Consider the following 17,534-nt stretch of genomic DNA (forward strand, 5'->3'; position numbering starts at 1 on the left):
CCTGTTGGGGCAGGATGGCCCCCATGACGACCTCGGCCTCCGCACCCGACAGCCGCCCGGTGGTCCTGGACCGGCGGGACGGACCGTACGGCGAGGTGGTGCTGCGCCGGCACGGCGGACTCCTGCAAATCATCGCCAACGGCTGCTTCCTGATGGACACCTCCGACGGACGCTCGGAACGGCTGCTGGTGGACGCCGCGTTCCGGGCGCTGGACGGACGGAGCGAGCCGGCGGTGCTGATCGGCGGGCTGGGCGTCGGGTTCTCGCTCGCCCGCGCCGCGCAGGAGCCCGGCTGGGGACGGATCACGGTCGTGGAGCGGGAGACGGCGGTCGTCGGCTGGCACCGGGACGGTCCGCTCGCCGCGGTCTCCGGCCGCGCGCTCGCCGATCCGCGCACGGTGATCGTCGAGCGCGATCTCGTCACTTACGTCAATGAGACATCGGACACGTTCGACGCCCTGTGCCTGGACATCGACAACGGCCCCGGCTGGACCGTCGACCAGGGCAACGAGGGGCTCTACTCACCAGCCGGACTCGCAAGCTGCGCAAGGGTGTTGAGGCCCGGCGGAGTACTTGCCGTATGGTCGGCGCAGCCCTCTGCGGAATTCGAGGGAACCTTGCGGAATGCCGGTTTCCAACGGGTGCGTACCGAAGAGATCCCCGTTGCCCGGGGCGTTCCGGACGTCGTTCACCTTGCCGTCCGCCCTGGATAGCGAGTGCGCCTCCTGTCCCCGTAATGTGCATCCCTGACGCGGATCATTCAAGCGTCAATCGCAGTCATGGGATCACCCCACTGGTTCCGGAAAGCACACAGGGGCGGGCGATGGAGCAGACACACACCTCCCACAACGGCACGGCGACGGCCACTCAGGGCGCGCAGCGCCGGGTTCTGGTCGTCGAGGACGACCCCACGATCGTCGACGCCATCGCGGCCCGCCTGCGCGCCGAGGGATTCCTCGTGCAAACGGCGGGCGACGGTCCGGCGGCCGTCGACACCGCCGAGGCCTGGCAGCCCGACCTGCTGATCCTCGACATCATGCTGCCCGGCTTCGACGGTCTGGAGGTCTGCCGGCGCGTGCAGGCCGCCCGGCCGGTGCCGGTGCTCATGCTCACCGCGCGGGACGACGAGACCGACATGCTGGTCGGCCTCGGGGTCGGCGCCGACGACTACATGACCAAGCCGTTCTCCATGCGGGAGCTGGCGGCGCGCGTGCACGTGCTGCTGCGGCGGGTGGAGCGGGCGGCCATCGCGGCCTCCACGCCCCGCTCCGGCATCCTGCGCCTCGGCGAGCTGGAGATCGACCACGCGCAGCGCCGGGTCCGGGTGCGCAGCGAGGACGTGCACCTGACCCCCACCGAGTTCGACCTCCTGGTGTGCCTGGCGAACACCCCGCGCGCGGTGCTCTCCCGTGAGCAGCTGCTCGCCGAGGTGTGGGACTGGGCGGACGCCTCCGGCACCCGCACGGTCGACAGCCACATCAAGGCGCTGCGCCGGAAGATCGGCGCCGAGCGGATCCGCACCGTGCACGGCGTGGGCTACGCGCTGGAGACCCCGACGCCATGAGCGCCGGGCCGGCCGGACCAAGAGGCCCCGGGGGTCCCGGGGGCCCGGGGGGCTCCGGGGAGGAGCCCTGGGGCGGTGTACGTCCGTTCTCGATCAAGACCAAGCTGGGCGCGCTGGTCGTCGTCTCGGTCCTGATCACCACAGGTCTGTCGATCGTCGCGGTGCACACCAAGACGGAGCTGCGCTTCATCACGGTCTTCTCGATGATCGCCACCCTGCTGATAACGCAGTTCGTGGCGCATTCGCTCACCGCGCCGCTGGACGACATGAACGCGGTCGCCCGGTCGATATCGCAGGGCGACTACACGCGCCGGGTGCGCGAGAACCGCCGGGACGAGCTGGGCGACCTGGCCGAGACGATCAACGTCATGGCCGACGAGCTGGAGGCCCAGGACCGCCAGCGCAAGGAGCTGGTCGCGAACGTCTCGCACGAGCTGCGCACGCCCATCGCGGGACTGCGGGCCGTCCTGGAGAACGTCGTCGACGGGATCGCCGAGCCGGACACCGAGACCATGCGCACGGCCCTGAAGCAGACCGAGCGCCTCGGCCGGCTCGTGGAGACCCTCCTCGACCTGTCCCGGCTCGACAACGGCGTGGTCCCGCTGCGCCAGCGCCGCTTCGAGGTGTGGCCGTACCTCTCGGGCGTGCTCAAGGAGGCCAACATGGTCGCCGGGGCGCGCGGGGGCATGGCCTCGGGCTCGGGGAACCACACGCGCAAGGACGTCCATCTGCACCTCGACGTCTCGCCGCCCGAGCTGACCGCGCACGCCGACCCTGAGCGCATCCACCAGGTGGTGGCGAACCTCATCGACAACGCGGTCAAGCACAGCCCCGCGCACGGCCGGGTGACCGTGCGGGCACGGCGCGGACCACAGCCGGAGTCGCTGGAGCTGGAGGTCCTGGACGAGGGCCCGGGCATTCCGCGCTCGGAGTGGCACCGCGTCTTCGAGCGCTTCAACCGCGGCTCGGTACGGCGGCCGCACGGGCCGGGCAGCGACGGCGGCACCGGGCTGGGCCTGGCGATCGCCCGCTGGGCGGTGGATCTGCACGGCGGCCGGATCGGTGTGGCCGAATCCGACCGGGGCTGCAGGATTATCGTCACCCTCCCGGGGCTTTCATCCATCCCAAGTTGACGTAAAGTTCGAACCGGAGCCTCAAGATCCATCTGTGCCCGGCGCGGTCGTCCGCGCCGCCGGACACGTGTGATCAGGTGCGGCCCCCGCGCATGTCGCGCGGGGGTTCGGCGTGAGGTGGTCGCCGGCCTGGCGGAGCCATGCCCGGTTCAGACCCTGCGCAACACAACCACGCTTGTTTCCCGCCATATCAAGCCCTGAAACACAGTTTTCGATGTGACTTACGCGACGATGAACCTGCCCGACCTGACCTTCGCGGTCTTGGAGGCGTAGCCTTTATTCCCGCTGTCCATAACCTTGTGAAGCGGAAGAGGGCGGTTGCCGCCGTGTCGCCACAGTCCCCCAGTAACTCGAGCATCTCGACCGACGCAGACCAAGCGGGCAAGAACCCCGCAGCCGCGTTCGGACCGAACGAGTGGCTCGTCGACGAGATCTATCAGCAGTACCTCCAGGACCCGAATTCGGTAGACCGAGCCTGGTGGGACTTCTTTGCCGACTACAAGCCGGGGGCGCCCGCCGCCTCGGCTCCGGCGGGTACCGCGGCCGCGGGGGCCGCGGGCACCACCTCCACGCCCGCGCCGGCCCAGCCGGCGGCTCCGGCGCCCGCCGCGGCCGCTCCGGCCGCCCAGACGCCCGCCGCGCCCGCTCCGGCCGCGCCTGCCGCTCCGAAGGCCGCAGCGCCCGCCCCGGCGCCCGCGAAGCCCGTTGCCGCGCCGGCCCCGGCCGCCGCGAAGCCGGCCGCCGCCGCCAAGGCCGCCGCGCCCGCCGGCCAGGCCCCGGAGGGCCCCGAGCTGGTCACGCTGCGTGGTCCGGCCGCGGCCGTCGCGAAGAACATGAACGCCTCGCTGGAGCTGCCGACGGCCACCTCGGTCCGCGCGGTCCCGGTGAAGCTGCTCTTCGACAACCGGATCGTCATCAACAACCACCTGAAGCGCGCCCGGGGCGGGAAGATCTCCTTCACGCACCTGATCGGCTTCGCGATGGTCCAGGCGATCAAGGCCATGCCGTCGATGAACTACGCGTTCGGCGAGAAGGACGGCAAGCCGACCCTGATCAAGCCGGCCCACGTCAACCTGGGCCTGGCCATCGACCTGGTGAAGCCCAACGGCGACCGCCAGCTGGTCGTCGCGGCCATCAAGAAGGCCGAGACGCTGAACTTCTTCGAGTTCTGGCAGGCCTACGAGGACATCGTCCGTCGCGCCCGCGACAACAAGCTGACGATGGACGACTTCACCGGCGTCACGGTCTCCCTGACCAACCCCGGCGGCCTCGGCACCGTCCACTCGGTCCCGCGTCTGATGCCCGGCCAGTCGGTCATCATGGGCGTCGGCTCCATGGACTACCCGGCGGAGTTCCAGGGCACCAGCCAGGACACCCTGAACAAGCTCGGCATCTCGAAGGTCATGACGCTCACGTCGACCTACGACCACCGGGTCATCCAGGGCGCCGCCTCCGGCGAGTTCCTGCGCTCCGTCGCGAACCTTCTCCTCGGCGAGAACGGCTTCTACGACGACATCTTCGAGGCCCTGCGCATCCCCTACGAGCCGGTCCGCTGGCTGAGGGACATCGACGCCTCCCACGACGACGACGTCACCAAGGCCGCCCGCGTCTTCGAGCTGATCCACTCCTACCGGGTCCGCGGCCACGTCATGGCCGACACCGACCCGCTGGAGTACAAGCAGCGCAAGCACCCCGACCTGGACATCACCGAGCACGGCCTCACCCTGTGGGACCTGGAGCGCGACTTCGCGGTCGGCGGCTTCGCCGGCAAGTCGATGATGAAGCTGCGCGACATCCTCGGCGTGCTGCGCGACTCGTACTGCCGCACCACCGGCATCGAGTTCATGCACATCCAGGACCCGAAGCAGCGCAAGTGGATCCAGGACCGCGTGGAGCGCCCGCACTCCAAGATGGAGCGCGAGGAGCAGCTGCGGATCCTGCGCCGGCTGAACGCGGCGGAGGCCTTCGAGACCTTCCTGCAGACGAAGTACGTCGGCCAGAAGCGCTTCTCCCTGGAGGGCGGCGAGTCCGTCATCCCGCTGCTCGACGCCGTCCTGGACTCGGCCGCCGAGTCCCGCCTGGACGAGGTCGTCATCGGCATGGCCCACCGCGGCCGCCTGAACGTCCTCGCCAACATCGTCGGCAAGTCGTACGCGCAGATCTTCCGCGAGTTCGAGGGCAACCTCGACCCGAAGTCGATGCACGGCTCCGGCGACGTGAAGTACCACCTGGGCGCCGAGGGCACCTTCACCGGCCTGGACGGCGAGCAGATCAAGGTCTCGCTGGCCGCCAACCCGTCCCACCTGGAGACGGTCGACCCGGTCATCGAGGGCATCGCCCGCGCCAAGCAGGACATCATCAACAAGGGCGGCACGGACTTCACGGTCCTGCCGGTCGCGCTGCACGGCGACGCGGCCTTCGCGGGCCAGGGCGTGGTGGCCGAGACCCTGAACATGTCGCAGCTGCGCGGCTACCGCACCGGCGGCACGGTCCACATCGTCATCAACAACCAGGTCGGCTTCACCGCCGCCCCGGAGTCCTCGCGCTCCTCGATGTACGCGACGGACGTGGCCCGCATGATCGAGGCCCCGATCTTCCACGTGAACGGCGACGACCCGGAGGCGGTCGTGCGCGTCGCGCGCCTGGCCTTCGAGTTCCGCCAGGCGTTCAACAAGGACGTGGTGATCGACCTCATCTGCTACCGCCGCCGCGGTCACAACGAGTCGGACAACCCGGCCTTCACCCAGCCGCTGATGTACGACCTGATCGACAAGAAGCGCTCGGTGCGCAAGCTCTACACCGAGTCCCTGATCGGTCGCGGCGACATCACCCTGGAAGAGGCCGAGCAGGCCCTGCAGGACTACCAGGGCCAGCTGGAGAAGGTCTTCACGGAGGTCCGCGAGGCCACCGCGCAGCCCGCCGCCGCGCCCGCCCAGGAGCCGCAGGACGGCTTCCCGGTCGCCGTGCCGACCGCGATCTCCACGGAGGTCGTCAAGCGCATCGCCGAGTCCCAGGTCAACATCCCGGACTACTTCACCGTCCACCCGCGTCTGCTGCCGCAGCTGCAGCGCCGGGCGGCGATGATCGAGGACGGCACGATCGACTGGGGCATGGGCGAGACCCTGGCCATCGGCTCGCTGCTGATGGAGGGCACCCCGGTGCGCCTGTCCGGCCAGGACTCCCAGCGCGGCACCTTCGGCCAGCGCCACGCGGTCCTCATCGACCGCGAGACGGGCGCCGACTACACGCCGCTCCTCTACCTGTCCGAGGACCAGGCCCGCTACAACGTCTACAACTCGCTGCTCTCCGAGTACGCGGTGATGGGCTTCGAGTACGGCTACTCGCTCGCCCGTCCGGACGCGCTGGTGATGTGGGAGGCGCAGTTCGGTGACTTCACCAACGGCGCCCAGTCGGTCATCGACGAGTACATCTCGGCGGCGGAGCAGAAGTGGGGCCAGACCTCCGGCGTCACGCTCCTGCTCCCGCACGGCTACGAGGGCCAGGGCCCGGACCACTCCTCGGCCCGCATCGAGCGCTTCCTGCAGCTGTGCGCGCAGAACAACATGACGGTCGCGATGCCGACCCTCCCGTCGAACTACTTCCACCTCCTGCGGTGGCAGGTGCACAACCCGCACCACAAGCCGCTGGTCGTCTTCACCCCGAAGTCGATGCTGCGCCTCAAGGCGGCGGCCTCGAAGGCGGAGGAGTTCACGAGCGGGCAGTTCCGCCCCGTCATCGGCGACGCCTCGGTCGACCCGGCCGCGGTCCGCAAGGTCGTCTTCTGCACCGGCAAGGTCTACTACGACCTGGAGGCCGAGCGGCAGAAGCGCGGCGTCACGGACACCGCGATCATCCGCCTCGAGCGCCTGTACCCGCTGCCGGGTGCCGAGCTCCAGGCCGAGGTCAACAAGTACCCGAACGCCGAGAAGTACCTGTGGACCCAGGAGGAGCCGGCGAACCAGGGTGCCTGGCCGTTCATCGCGCTCAACCTGATCGACCACCTGGACCTGGCGGTCGGCGCGGACGTCCCGGCCGGCGAGCGCCTGCGCCGCATCTCCCGCCCGCACTCCTCGTCCCCGGCGGTGGGTTCGGCCAAGCGCCACCAGGCCGAGCAGGAGCAGCTGGTGCGTGAGGTCTTCGAGGCGTAAGCCTCACCAGTACGCCGAAGGGCCCGGTTCCCGCCTCGGGGGCCGGGCCCTTCGGCGTCCGCCTAGGCTGGTAGACGCCCACCACCGGGCATCCACACAGGCAGGCAGCAGGAGAGCAACCCATGTACTTCACCGACCGGGGCATCGAGGAACTGGAGAAGCGGCGCGGAGAGGAAGAGGTCACCTTCGAGTGGCTCGCGGAACAGCTGCGCACCTTCGTCGACCTGAACCCCGACTTCGAGGTCCCGGTGGAGCGCCTGGCCACCTGGCTGGCCCGGCTGGACGACGAGGACGAGGAGTAGGCGCCCCCCTCCCAGGGCGGCGCCCCGAAGGGGGGCGGGGAACTGCGCGACCAGCCCCACCGGCCCGCGGCCGAAGTACGGTCCCGGTCCCGTCGTCGCTCAGTCCCGCGGAAACACCGTCTCGTACGACAGCTCCAGCACCCCGTGCACCGTCAGCACCGCCCCCACGGCCGCCCACCCCACGCTGCGCCGCCGCATCCCCCACGCGGCGGCCGGCAGCCCCACCGCCACCTCGGCCAGGGCCAGCCGGTGGGCCCGCGGCACGCTTTCCGCGCCCTGCGCCTCAGCCTCCGGCGGCCGGGAGACGGCTCTGGATTCATCCGTCGACATGCACACAAGGTAAGCAATTCGTCCACTTATCGCCCGATATGCCACCCGCTCAGGACTCCGAACGGCACCACGGACGACCCACCGGTCCGCTTCCCGACGTCAACACCGCACCCAACCGGCCACACCCACGTGTGTCTTGACTTCCCACGCCCGCGATATATCGTGTTTCATGGAAGACGCGATATGGCGCGAGCCGTGCATCGCCTTCGCGTCCATCGGCCGCACCAACCGGCCGCGTCCAGCCGTCGTGTCCGGCCCGAGGAGGTCCGCACCATGCCCAAGTCCGAGTGGTCCGTCGCCGAGCCCGAGAAGCTCGACTTCGACACCCCCGTCAGCGACCTGCACGTCCGCATCGTCAACGGAACAGTGAACGTCGTGGGCACCGACGAGGGTTCCACCCGCCTGGAGATCTCCCAGATCGAGGGCCCGCCCCTGGTCGTCACCCAGGAGGGCGGCACCCTGACGGTGGCCTACGAGGACCTGCCCTGGAAGGGCTTCCTCAAGTGGCTCGACCGCAAGGGCTGGCGGCGCAGCGCGGTGGTCTCCCTCGCCGTCCCTGCGGACACCCGCGTGGAGGTGGGCGTGGTGGGCGCGGCGGCCGTCGTCTCCGGGATCACCGGCACCTCGGTGGTCAAGGGCGTCACCGGCGACACCACCCTGGTCGGCCTCTCCGGCGAGGTCCGCGCGGACACGGTGTCGGGGAACCTGGAGGCCCAGGCCGTCACCGGCAACCTGCGGTTCAACTCCGTCTCCGGCGACCTGACCGTCGTCGAGGGCTCGGGCTCCGCCGTGCGCGCCGACTCGGTCAGCGGCTCCATGATCATCGACCTGGACCCGGACGGTCCGACCGACGTCCGGCTGACCAGCGTCTCCGGCGAGATCGCCATCCGGCTGCCGCACCCGGCCGACGCCGAGGTCGAGGCCAACACCGCGAGCGGCACGATCTCCAACGCCTTCGACGGACTGCGGGTGCACGGGCAGTGGGGCGCCCACAAGATCACCGGCCGCCTCGGCGCCGGCACCGGCAAGCTCCGCGCCACCACGGTCTCCGGCTCCATCGCCCTGCTGCGCCGTCCGCCCAAGGAGGACGACGACGAGCGGGCGGCCTGGGCAGCCGAGCCACCCACGGGCCCGGCGGAACCGGCCGCCGCCCCGGCCGAAGGCACGCCCCGGGGCCCGGCCGACGGCCCGACCGACGGCCCGACCGACAAGAAGGTGCTCTGACATGCCTCCCGTCTTCGCCCACGGCCGCCTCCGTCTCTACCTCCTCAAGCTGCTCGACGAGGCCCCGCGCCACGGCTACGAGGTGATCCGGCTGCTGGAAGAGCGCTTCCAGGGCCTCTACGCCCCGTCGGCGGGCACCGTCTACCCCCGCCTCGCCAAGCTGGAGGCCGAGGGGCTGGTCACGCACACCACCGAGGGCGGCCGCAAGGTCTACGCCATCACGGACGCCGGCCGCGCCGAACTGGCCGACCGCAGTGGCGAGCTGGCCGATCTGGAGCTGGAGATCCGGGAGTCGGTGGCCGAACTGGCCGCCGAGATAAGGGCCGACGTGCGCGGAGCCGCCGGTGACCTGCGCCGCGAGGTGCGCGAGGCCGCCTCCGAGGCCCGGCACGGCGCGGGCACCGGGGCCGGGGACCACGGCGACCTCGGCGACAAGGAGTCGTGGCGGGCCGCCAAGGAGGAGATGCGCCGGGTCAAGCAGGAGTGGAAGGAGCAGGCCCGCCGCGCCAAGGACGAGAGCCGCCGCGCCCGTGACGAGGCCCAGCGGGCCCGCCGGCAGGCCCAGGAGGCACAGGCCAGGGCGCGTGCCCAGGCCCAGGAGGAGATGCAGCGCATCGCCCGCCGGGTGCAGGAGCACGTCCAGGACCACTTCGCGCGCGGCGACTGGCCGACGGGAGTCCGCGAGGGCATCACCGAACTCGCCAAGGAGTTCGGCGACTTCGGAAAGGACTACGGCAAGGAGTTCGGCAGGAACTTCGGCACCCGCACCGACCCGGATCCCGGCACCGGCCCGAACCTGCGCAAGCCGGCACCGTCGTCCGCACCGGTCCCGGAGTACGCGCAGACCCCGGAGGACTTCCCGGCGCAGTACGTCCCCGCGTGGGCGCACGACGAGGAGACCGGCACCGGCGACGCGGCCCGCGACCTCGACCGGCTCCTGGACCGTTTCCGCGACGACATCCGCGACGCGGCCCGCGACCACGGGGTCACCACGGACCAGCTCCGCGAGGCCCGCCGCCACCTCTCGACGGCGGCGGCCCACATAGGAGCGCTGCTGCGCGCCCCGAAGCCCTGAGGGCAGTCCGTACGAGTCGGGCCCCTCAGGAAGTGGTCAGCACGATCTTCCCGAACTGGTCGCCCGACTCCAGCCGTTCGAATCCCTCGCGGGCGCGGTCGAGCGGGAGCAGCTCGTCGATGACGGGGCGTACCCCGGTGGCGGCGCAGAAGGCGAGCAGGTCCTCCAGTTCGTCCTTGGTGCCCATGGTCGAGCCCACGACCTTCAGCTCCAGGAAGAAGATCCGGGTCAGCTCGGCGTGCGAGGGACGGTCACCGCTGGTGGCACCGGAGATGACGATGGTGCCGCCGGGGCGCAGCGACTTCACCGAGTGGGACCAGGTGGCCGCGCCGACGGTCTCGATGACGGCGTCCACGCGCTGCGGCAGCCGGGCCCCCGGCTCGACCGCCTCGACGGCACCGAGCTCCAGGGCCCGCTTCCGCTTGGCCTCGTCACGGCTGGTGGCGAAGACCCGCAGCCCGGCGGCCTTGCCGAGCACGATCGCGGCCGTGGCGACACCGCCGCCCGCGCCCTGGACGAGGACCGAGTCGCCGGGCCGTACGCCCGCGTTGGTGAAGAGCATCCGGTAGGCCGTCAGCCAGGCGGTCGGCAGGCAGGCGGCCTCGGCGAACGACAGTTCCCTGGGCTTGGGCAGGACGTTCCAGGTGGGCACGGCGACCTGCTCGGCGAAGGTGCCCTGGTAGCGCTCGGTGAGGATGGACCGGGGCTCGTGGGGTCCGACCCCGTGGCCGCTCTGCCCGATCACGGAGTGCAGGACGACCTCGTTGCCGTCCTCGTCGACGCCGGCGGCGTCACAGCCGAGGATCATCGGCAGCCGGTCCTCGGGAAGACCGACGCCGCGCAGGGACCAGAGATCGTGATGGTTGAGGGAGGCGGCCCGAACGTCGACGGTGCTCCAGCCGGGCCGGGCCACGGGGGCGGGGCGCTCCCCCAACTCAAGGCCGGTAAGCGGCTGGTCGCGGTCGATTCGGGCGGCGTAGACGGCGAACATATGGCCGACGATAGGTTCCCGGGGCCGCGGGCGAAACCGGGGGCCGCTGTGACACATACCCTCTTGCGCCCCGCGGCACCCCGCACAAGCGCCCCGCACTGAGCGCCCCGCCAGGGGCGCGGGGAACTGCGCGAGAAGCCCCACCGACCGGCACCCGACGTCGGCCGCCCCCGCCCCGATCGCGGGGGTCTGGGGGCGGCAGCCCCCAGCACAACGGTCGCCCAGCAAGCGCCCGATCGGGTGGGCGGGTGGGCAAAGAAATGGCCCCGCCCCCACCAGGGCGAGGCCACTCGGGTCAGCGGCGAGCAACCCCCTCCGCCCGCGCCGCCGCGGCCACCGCCGCGGTCACCGCGGGAGCGACCCGCTCGTCGAAGGGAGACGGAATGACGTAGTCGGCGGCGAGATCGTCGCCGACGACCGCCGCCAGCGCCTCCGCCGCCGCGATCTTCATCCCCTCGGTGATCCGGGAGGCCCGCACCTGCAGCGCGCCCGCGAAGATGCCGGGGAACGCCAGCACGTTGTTGATCTGGTTCGGGAAGTCCGACCGCCCGGTCGCCACGACCGCCGCGTACTTGTGGGCGACGTCGGGGTGCACCTCGGGGTTCGGGTTGGCCATGGCGAAGACGAACGCGCCCTCGGCCATCGAGGCGACGGCCTCCTCCGGGACCGTACCGCCGGAGACGCCGATGAAGACGTCGGCGCCGGCCAGCGCGTCCTCCAGGCTGCCCTTGAGCCCGGCCTTGTTGGTGAACCCGGCGACCTCGCGCTTGACCGCAGTGAGGTCGTCGCGGTCGGCCGAGATGATGCCCTTGCGGTCGGCGAGGGCGACGTCCCCGATACCGGCCTCGACCAGCATCTTGGCGATGGCGACCCCGGCCGCGCCGGCGCCCGAGATGACCGCGCGGAGCTGCCCGATCTCCCGCCGGCTGAGCCGCGCGGCGTTCCGCAGGGCCGCCAGGGTGACGACGGCGGTGCCGTGCTGGTCGTCGTGGAAGACCGGGATGTCGACCCGCTCCTGGAGCTTGCGCTCGATCTCGAAGCACCGCGGTGCCGAGATGTCCTCCAGGTTGATCCCGCCGAAGGACGGGGCGAGCCGGACGACGGTCTCCACGATCTCGTCGACGTCGGTGCAGGCCAGGGCGATGGGGACCGCGTCCACGCCGCCGAACTGCTTGAAGAGGATCGCCTTGCCCTCCATCACGGGGAGGGAGGCCTCGGGACCGATGTCCCCGAGGCCGAGCACGGCCGTGCCGTCGGTGACGACGGCGACGACGGACGACTTCCACGTGTAGTCGTTGACCAGCTCGGGCTGTTCCGCGATCGCGGTGCACACGCGCGCGACTCCGGGCGTGTACGCGAGGGAAAGGTCGTCCTTGTCACGGAGCGGCACGGTGGCCTGCACGGCCATCTTGCCGCCGCGGTGCAGCGCGAACACCGGATCGAAGGAATCGAGGGGCTCGGCCCCGCCGTCCTGGTCCGTACTGCCCGACGCGCTGTCGCTGCGAGGATTGACGATCTCCGCTGCCACTTGTCTTACCCCTTAGGTATGCATGGTTTTGAGGGTCGGCCGCTCCCGGTGAGGGAACGGGCGGGCACCGCGCAGGGCCCGATCACTGATACGTACGAGTGGCACGTACGAGCACCTGCGCGACGGGCGCGCCGCACACGCGCCCTGAGCCCCGGATGAGGGGTGTAAAGAACCTTCTTACCGGACGGACAGCGCTCACGACGAGTCGAATAGGCGCAAGGTCACATCACGGATGTCGTAGAGAGCCGACAGATGAGCGGCCCGGTGACCGGCAGAAGATCACGGGGTGCAGCCCGGGGTGAACCGGCGGTGAACCGAAGATCTTCCGGCCAGAAGGTCGGATTCCCGCAGATGTGCGGGGCGGCGGGTCGGGGAAGGACCGGCCTGACGTGTCACGGGGGTCACCCGTTATCCGATTTTGACATGGTGACACGTCTGCTTGGAGCAATCCCAATGGCAGGATGCCGTAAACCCACGAGGTCGCGACACCCGAAGGTGTGTGTTTCCGTCGACCCATCGGCATATCGACATATCAGACGCATCGGTATATCGGCTTGTCCTACCCACTGCCGGAGGAACCCACCATGACCGCAGGCTCCACCCGTCGTACCACCGCCTCGCGCTCCCGGATTGCCGCGTTCGGTGCGATCGCGGTCGCAGGCGCCCTGATCCTCACCGGCTGCGGTGACCAGACGGACAAGGGCAGCGACAACGGCTCCTCCTCGACGTCCTCGGCCCCGCTGGCGAGCAAGCTGCCGGACAGCATTCGCAAGGCCGGCGTGATCAAGGTGGGCTCGGACATCGCCTACCCGCCGGTCGAGTACATGGAGAACGGCAAGGCCGTCGGCGTCGACCCGGACATCGCGGACGCGCTGGGCAAGCAGCTGGGCGTGAAGTTCGAGTTCCAGAACGGCAAGTTCGACAACCTGATCGTGGGCCTCCAGGCCAACCGCTTCAACGTGATCATGTCGGCGATGAACGACACCAAGGACCGCCAGAACGGCATCGACTCCGACACCGGCAAGAAGGTCGGCAGCGGCGTCGACTTCGTCGACTACTTCACCGCCGGCACCTCGATCCTGGTCCAGAAGGGCAACCCGAAGGGCATCAAGTCCCTGGACGACCTGTGCGGCAAGGTCGTGGCCCTGCAGAAGGGCACCACGTCCGAGGGGATCGCCAAGGCGCAGAGCGAGAAGTGTACGAAGGACGGCAACAAGGCCATCGACCTCCAGACCTTCGACACCGACCCCGAGGCGCTGCTCCGGCTGAAGCAGGGCGCCTCCGTCGCCGACCTGAACGACTTCCCGGTGGCCGCGTACAACGCCAAGACGTCGGGCGGCGGCAAGGACTTCGAGGTCGTCGGCGAGCAGATCGAGGCCGGCCCGTACGGCATAGCGGTCAGCAAGGACAACACCCAGCTGCGCGACGCGCTGCAGGCAGCGATGGCCGCCATCATCAAGAGCGGCGACTACCAGAAGATCCTGGAGAAGTGGAACGTCACGCAGGGCGCGGTGACCGAGGCCAAGATCAACGGCGGCTCCTGAACGCCCGGGCACGACTGAAGGGCCGTCACTGTGACTGACACGGTCGACAAGACTCCGGCGCCGTCCGTGCCGCCGGAGCAGATCAAGGCCATCCCGGTCCGCCACTACGGACGCTGGGTGTCCGGCGTCGTGGTCATCGCCCTCCTGGTGCTGATCGGGATCGCCTTCTCCAACGCGAAGATCAACTACAGCGTCATCCCCGACTACCTCTTCGACCAGGGCATCGTCTCCGGCGCCTGGACCACGCTCTACATCTCGGTGCTGGCCATGGTGCTCGGCGTCGCGCTCGGCGTGATCCTCGCGGTGATGCGGCTGTCGTCGAACCCGGTCACCAGCACGGTGTCCTGGTTCTACATCTGGTTCTTCCGCGGCACCCCGGTCCTGGTCCAGCTGCTGCTCTGGTACAATATCGCGCTCGTCTTCCCCATCCTGAACCTGGGGTTCTACAAGGACGAGATGAACCAGGTGATGACGCCCGTCCTCACCGCGCTGCTGGGGCTCGGCCTGAACGAGGCCGCGTACATGTCGGAGATCGTCCGCGCCGGCATCCAGTCGGTCGACGAGGGCCAGACCGAGGCCTCGCACGCGCTGGGCATGACCCAGGGCCAGACGCTGCGCCGGGTGATCCTCCCGCAGGCCATGCGGGTCATCATCCCGCCGACCGGCAACGAGTTCATCAACATGCTGAAGACCTCGTCGCTGGCCTACGCGGTCCAGCTCCCCGAGCTGATCAAGAAGGCCACGGACATCTCCAGCACCTCGCTGGCGGTCGTCGAGATGTACTTCGTCGCCTGCATCTGGTACCTGTTCCTGACCACGATCTTCAGCATCGTCCAGTACTACATCGAACGCCGTTACGCCCGCGGCTCCTCGCGCAACCTCCCGCCCACCCCGCTGCAGCGGCTGCGGAAGAATCTGGCCCAGTGGGGTTCGTTCCGTCGCCCGGAGGTGGCCCGATGAGCTCTCTCGCCAAGGACATCACCCCGCCGAGCAGCGGCGCCCCGATGGTCAAGGCCGAGGGCGTGCACAAGTCGTTCGGGCTGTCGCACATCCTCAAGGGCATCGACCTCGAGGTGCTGCCGCGCGAGGTGTTCTGCCTGATCGGCCCGTCCGGTTCCGGCAAGAGCACGTTCCTCCGGTGCATCAACCACCTTGAGAAGATCAGCGCCGGCCGGCTCTACGTCGACGGCAGCCTGGTCGGCTACCGCCAGCACGGCGACAAGCTCTACGAGCTGAAGGAGAAGGAGGTCGCGGCGCAGCGACGGGACATCGGCATGGTGTTCCAGCGCTTCAACCTCTTCCCGCACATGACGGCGCTGGAGAACGTCATGGAGGCGCCGGTCCAGGTCAAGCGCGAGTCGAAGGCGTCGGCCCGGGAGCGGGCGCAGCGCCTGCTCGACCGGGTCGGCCTCGGCGACCGCATCGGGCACTACCCGGCGCAGCTCTCCGGCGGCCAGCAGCAGCGTGTCGCGATCGCCCGTGCGCTCGCCATGCAGCCGAAGCTGATGCTCTTCGACGAGCCGACCTCCGCGCTCGACCCGGAGCTGGTCGGCGAGGTCCTGGACGTGATGCGGGACCTCGCCGAGGACGGCATGACGATGATCGTCGTCACGCACGAGATGGGCTTCGCCCGCGAGGTCGGCGACAGCCTGGTCTTCATGGACGACGGCGTGGTGGTCGAGTCCGGCCACCCGCGCGACGTCCTGACCAACCCCCAGCACGACCGGACGAAGTCGTTCCTGTCCAAGGTGCTGTAGCGGTACGGCACGAAGGGGCGGTACGAGGTCGCTCGTACCGCCCCTTCGGTGCGTGCGCGCGGGGGCTACTTGAGGGCGAGCAGCAGCGTGTCCGAGGGCGAGCACCACACCGCACGCGCCTCGCCGAACCCCTTCTCGCGCAGCACGCGCGCGTGCCAGGCGGCCGAGGGCATGTCGCCCTCCGCGTGCTCCCCGTAGATCTCGAAGCGCCGGGCGGTGGGCGCGGCGAGCACCGGGTCCTGCGCCGCCAGCTGCCACCAGTCGGCCCAGTCCAGCGCCCCCGCCGCCTTGGCCTGATCCATACCCCGGTGCCGCCGCGCCCGTTCCGCGGCGTTGATCCGGGGCGTGCTGTCGTCGATCATGTGGTCCGCGTTCATGAAGACACCACCGTCGCGGACGAGTTCCGCGACCTGACCGTAGAGGGCCGCGAGGGGTTCGCTGTGCAGCCAGTGCAGGGCCGTGGCGGTCAGGACGGCGTCGTACGAGTCGTACGGCAGCCGCGCGGTCCACTCCGGGTCCGTGAGGTCGGCGGTGACGAGCGTGACCCGGTCGTCGCCCGCGAAGGTGCCCTCGGCGATGGCGAGGAGGGCCGGGTCGAGGTCGACCCCGGTGCTCACCGCGTCCGGGAAGCGGGCGAGCAGGCGGGCGGTGATGCTGCCGGTGCCGCACGCCAGGTCGAGGACCCGGGGTGCCGTACCGACCAGGGCCTCCACCATGTCGAGCATGATCCGGAACCGCTCCTCGCGGTCCGGCATGTACCACTCCTGCTGCCGGTCCCAGCTCTCCTGCCAGGCACCCCAGTCGGCCCCGGTCGTGCCCGTCGTCGTGGTCGTCGGCGCGTCCGTCATGGCAACCCTCCACCGCACAAGTCCCGTAATACCCTGGAAGCACGACCGGCTGTTACCCGACCGCACGACCGACCCTAGAGTGCCCGCGTAAGGACTACAAGTGGAACTGGCCTATTACTCGGATTACGCCGTCCGGCTCGTCAACAGCGAGGAACCGGCCCGGGGCAAGGACTCCCTGACCTCGGTCGAGGCCGTCCGCGACCTGTTCGGCGGCAACCAGCAGGCGGCCCGGCGTGCCACCGAGGCCGACCTCACCCGCTTCCGCTCGGTCCGGGCCCGGCTGCGCGCGGTCTTCGAGGCGGCCGACAAGGGCGAGGAGACCCTCGCGGTGGACCTGCTGAACTCACTCCTGCTGGAGTTCCCGGTCAGCCCGCAGATCTCCGGGCACGACTTCCGGGACGAGGACGGCCGTCCGCTGTGGCACATGCACCTGGCCGACCACCCCTCCAACGCCACCGCCGGCTACACCGCGATCGCGGCGATGGGCCTGGCCTTCCACCTCACCGAGTACGGCGTCGACCGGCTCGGCCTGTGCGAGGCCGTGCCGTGCCGCAACGCCTACCTCGACACCTCGACCAACCGCTCCCGGCGCTACTGCTCGGACCGCTGCGCGACCCGCGCCAACGTGGCCGCCTACCGGGCCCGCAAACGCCTGGAGGCGGAGCGCCCCGACCGGCCGGTGCGCTCGGGCAGCACCGGCCTGGCGGCCGAGACGGCCCAGCGCACCAGCGCCAGCGGCGACCGCTGACCCGCCTTGCGCGGCCGCCAGCGGAACAGGACCCGGCCGAGGATCAGCTCCGCCGGCACGGTCCCGTAGTCCGTGCTGTCCCCGCCCGCGTACGCGTTGTCCCCGAGCACCCACCAGCCGCCCTCGCGCGGCTCCGCGGCCCGCTTGACGACCAGCAGGTCCTGCTGGAACGGATGACGCAGGACGACGACGTCTCCGGCCCGCACCCGGGCCCCGTACCACACCAGGAGCTGATCCCCCTGGTACAGCGTGGGCACCATGGACGGGCCGGTCACCTCGGCCAGTCCGAAGAGCGCTGCGCCCCTCCCCCGCTCGGTCTCCTGCGACAGCTCCGGCATCCCC

16 protein-coding genes are annotated in these 17,534 nt (G+C 70.3%); 11 read left to right on the top strand and 5 right to left on the bottom strand.

Annotation, left to right across the window (positions count from 1 at the left end; all coding sequences use genetic code 11):
- The first annotated feature begins 23 nt into the window (after positions 1-23).
- The 5 genes from ACZ63F_RS18445 to ACZ63F_RS18465 all read left to right on the top strand — a co-directional run bounded on the left by ACZ63F_RS18445 (position 24) and on the right by ACZ63F_RS18465 (position 7,147).
- Positions 24-713 carry a spermidine synthase family protein gene (locus tag ACZ63F_RS18445; protein WP_469712211.1) on the top strand — a complete coding sequence of 230 codons (690 nt, stop codon included), beginning with the start codon at positions 24-26 and terminating at the stop codon, positions 711-713.
- Positions 714-823: 110 nt separating this feature from the next.
- Positions 824-1,564 (top strand): response regulator transcription factor, encoded by a 741-nt coding sequence (locus ACZ63F_RS18450; protein WP_093499134.1) that lies wholly within the window; start codon positions 824-826, stop codon positions 1,562-1,564.
- A complete protein-coding gene (locus tag ACZ63F_RS18455; RefSeq protein ID WP_469712213.1) occupies positions 1,561-2,697 on the top strand; it encodes a HAMP domain-containing sensor histidine kinase in 1,137 nt (378 codons plus the stop codon). Before ACZ63F_RS18450 ends, ACZ63F_RS18455 begins: the two co-directional genes overlap by 4 nt.
- Before the next feature lie 326 nt (positions 2,698-3,023).
- Positions 3,024-6,845 (top strand): multifunctional oxoglutarate decarboxylase/oxoglutarate dehydrogenase thiamine pyrophosphate-binding subunit/dihydrolipoyllysine-residue succinyltransferase subunit, encoded by a 3,822-nt coding sequence (locus tag ACZ63F_RS18460; RefSeq protein ID WP_469712214.1) that lies wholly within the window; start codon positions 3,024-3,026, stop codon positions 6,843-6,845.
- Positions 6,846-6,967: 122 nt separating this feature from the next.
- On the top strand, positions 6,968-7,147 hold the full coding sequence (locus tag ACZ63F_RS18465) for a DUF6104 family protein (RefSeq protein ID WP_023586593.1): 180 nt from the start codon (positions 6,968-6,970) through the stop codon (positions 7,145-7,147).
- 99 nt (positions 7,148-7,246) lie between these two features.
- On the opposite strand, the gene ACZ63F_RS18470 is transcribed toward ACZ63F_RS18465, so the two are convergent.
- Positions 7,247-7,477, bottom strand: a complete 231-nt coding sequence (locus ACZ63F_RS18470) for a hypothetical protein (RefSeq protein ID WP_469712216.1) — start codon at positions 7,475-7,477, stop codon at positions 7,247-7,249.
- Positions 7,478-7,750: 273 nt separating this feature from the next.
- Between ACZ63F_RS18470 and ACZ63F_RS18475 the strand changes: the two genes are divergently transcribed.
- Both ACZ63F_RS18475 and ACZ63F_RS18480 read left to right on the top strand, forming a co-directional pair.
- Positions 7,751-8,701: a DUF4097 family beta strand repeat-containing protein gene (locus ACZ63F_RS18475; protein WP_469712217.1), complete on the top strand. Its 951-nt coding sequence runs from the start codon at positions 7,751-7,753 to the stop codon at positions 8,699-8,701.
- A gap of 1 nt (position 8,702) precedes the next feature.
- Complete coding sequence (locus tag ACZ63F_RS18480) at positions 8,703-9,776, top strand: PadR family transcriptional regulator (RefSeq protein ID WP_469712219.1); 1,074 nt, start codon at positions 8,703-8,705, stop codon at positions 9,774-9,776.
- Between the two features lie 25 nt (positions 9,777-9,801).
- Here the strand turns inward: ACZ63F_RS18480 and ACZ63F_RS18485 are convergent, their stop codons facing one another.
- Both ACZ63F_RS18485 and ACZ63F_RS18490 read right to left on the bottom strand, forming a co-directional pair.
- Positions 9,802-10,767, bottom strand: coding sequence for a zinc-binding dehydrogenase (locus ACZ63F_RS18485; RefSeq protein ID WP_469712220.1), 966 nt, complete (start codon positions 10,765-10,767; stop codon positions 9,802-9,804).
- A gap of 295 nt (positions 10,768-11,062) precedes the next feature.
- Positions 11,063-12,295: an NAD(P)-dependent malic enzyme gene (locus tag ACZ63F_RS18490; RefSeq protein WP_469712221.1), complete on the bottom strand. Its 1,233-nt coding sequence runs from the start codon at positions 12,293-12,295 to the stop codon at positions 11,063-11,065.
- A 584-nt stretch (positions 12,296-12,879) separates the two neighbouring features.
- Between ACZ63F_RS18490 and ACZ63F_RS18495 the strand changes: the two genes are divergently transcribed.
- From ACZ63F_RS18495 to ACZ63F_RS18505, 3 genes are read left to right on the top strand one after another with little or no spacing between them, the layout of a single operon-like run.
- On the top strand, positions 12,880-13,839 hold the full coding sequence (locus ACZ63F_RS18495) for an ABC transporter substrate-binding protein (protein WP_469712222.1): 960 nt from the start codon (positions 12,880-12,882) through the stop codon (positions 13,837-13,839).
- A gap of 30 nt (positions 13,840-13,869) precedes the next feature.
- A complete protein-coding gene (locus tag ACZ63F_RS18500; RefSeq protein ID WP_390640831.1) occupies positions 13,870-14,799 on the top strand; it encodes an amino acid ABC transporter permease in 930 nt (309 codons plus the stop codon).
- Positions 14,796-15,596, top strand: coding sequence for an amino acid ABC transporter ATP-binding protein (locus ACZ63F_RS18505; RefSeq protein WP_352363231.1), 801 nt, complete (start codon positions 14,796-14,798; stop codon positions 15,594-15,596). Before ACZ63F_RS18500 ends, ACZ63F_RS18505 begins: the two co-directional genes overlap by 4 nt.
- A 65-nt stretch (positions 15,597-15,661) precedes the next feature.
- Here ACZ63F_RS18505 and ACZ63F_RS18510 read toward each other — a convergent pair whose 3' ends face one another.
- Positions 15,662-16,444, bottom strand: a complete 783-nt coding sequence (locus tag ACZ63F_RS18510) for a class I SAM-dependent methyltransferase (protein WP_469712224.1) — start codon at positions 16,442-16,444, stop codon at positions 15,662-15,664.
- A gap of 100 nt (positions 16,445-16,544) precedes the next feature.
- Between ACZ63F_RS18510 and ACZ63F_RS18515 the strand changes: the two genes are divergently transcribed.
- Positions 16,545-17,192, top strand: a complete 648-nt coding sequence (locus ACZ63F_RS18515; protein WP_352363235.1) for a CGNR zinc finger domain-containing protein — start codon at positions 16,545-16,547, stop codon at positions 17,190-17,192.
- Here ACZ63F_RS18515 and sodX read toward each other — a convergent pair.
- Positions 17,078-17,530 carry a nickel-type superoxide dismutase maturation protease gene (sodX, locus tag ACZ63F_RS18520; RefSeq protein ID WP_352363338.1) on the bottom strand — a complete coding sequence of 151 codons (453 nt, stop codon included), beginning with the start codon at positions 17,528-17,530 and terminating at the stop codon, positions 17,078-17,080. The genes ACZ63F_RS18515 and sodX overlap by 115 nt on opposite strands.
- Positions 17,531-17,534 lie beyond the last annotated feature (4 nt).

The sequence above is a fragment of the Streptomyces sp. NPDC104761 genome (assembly GCF_055583445.1).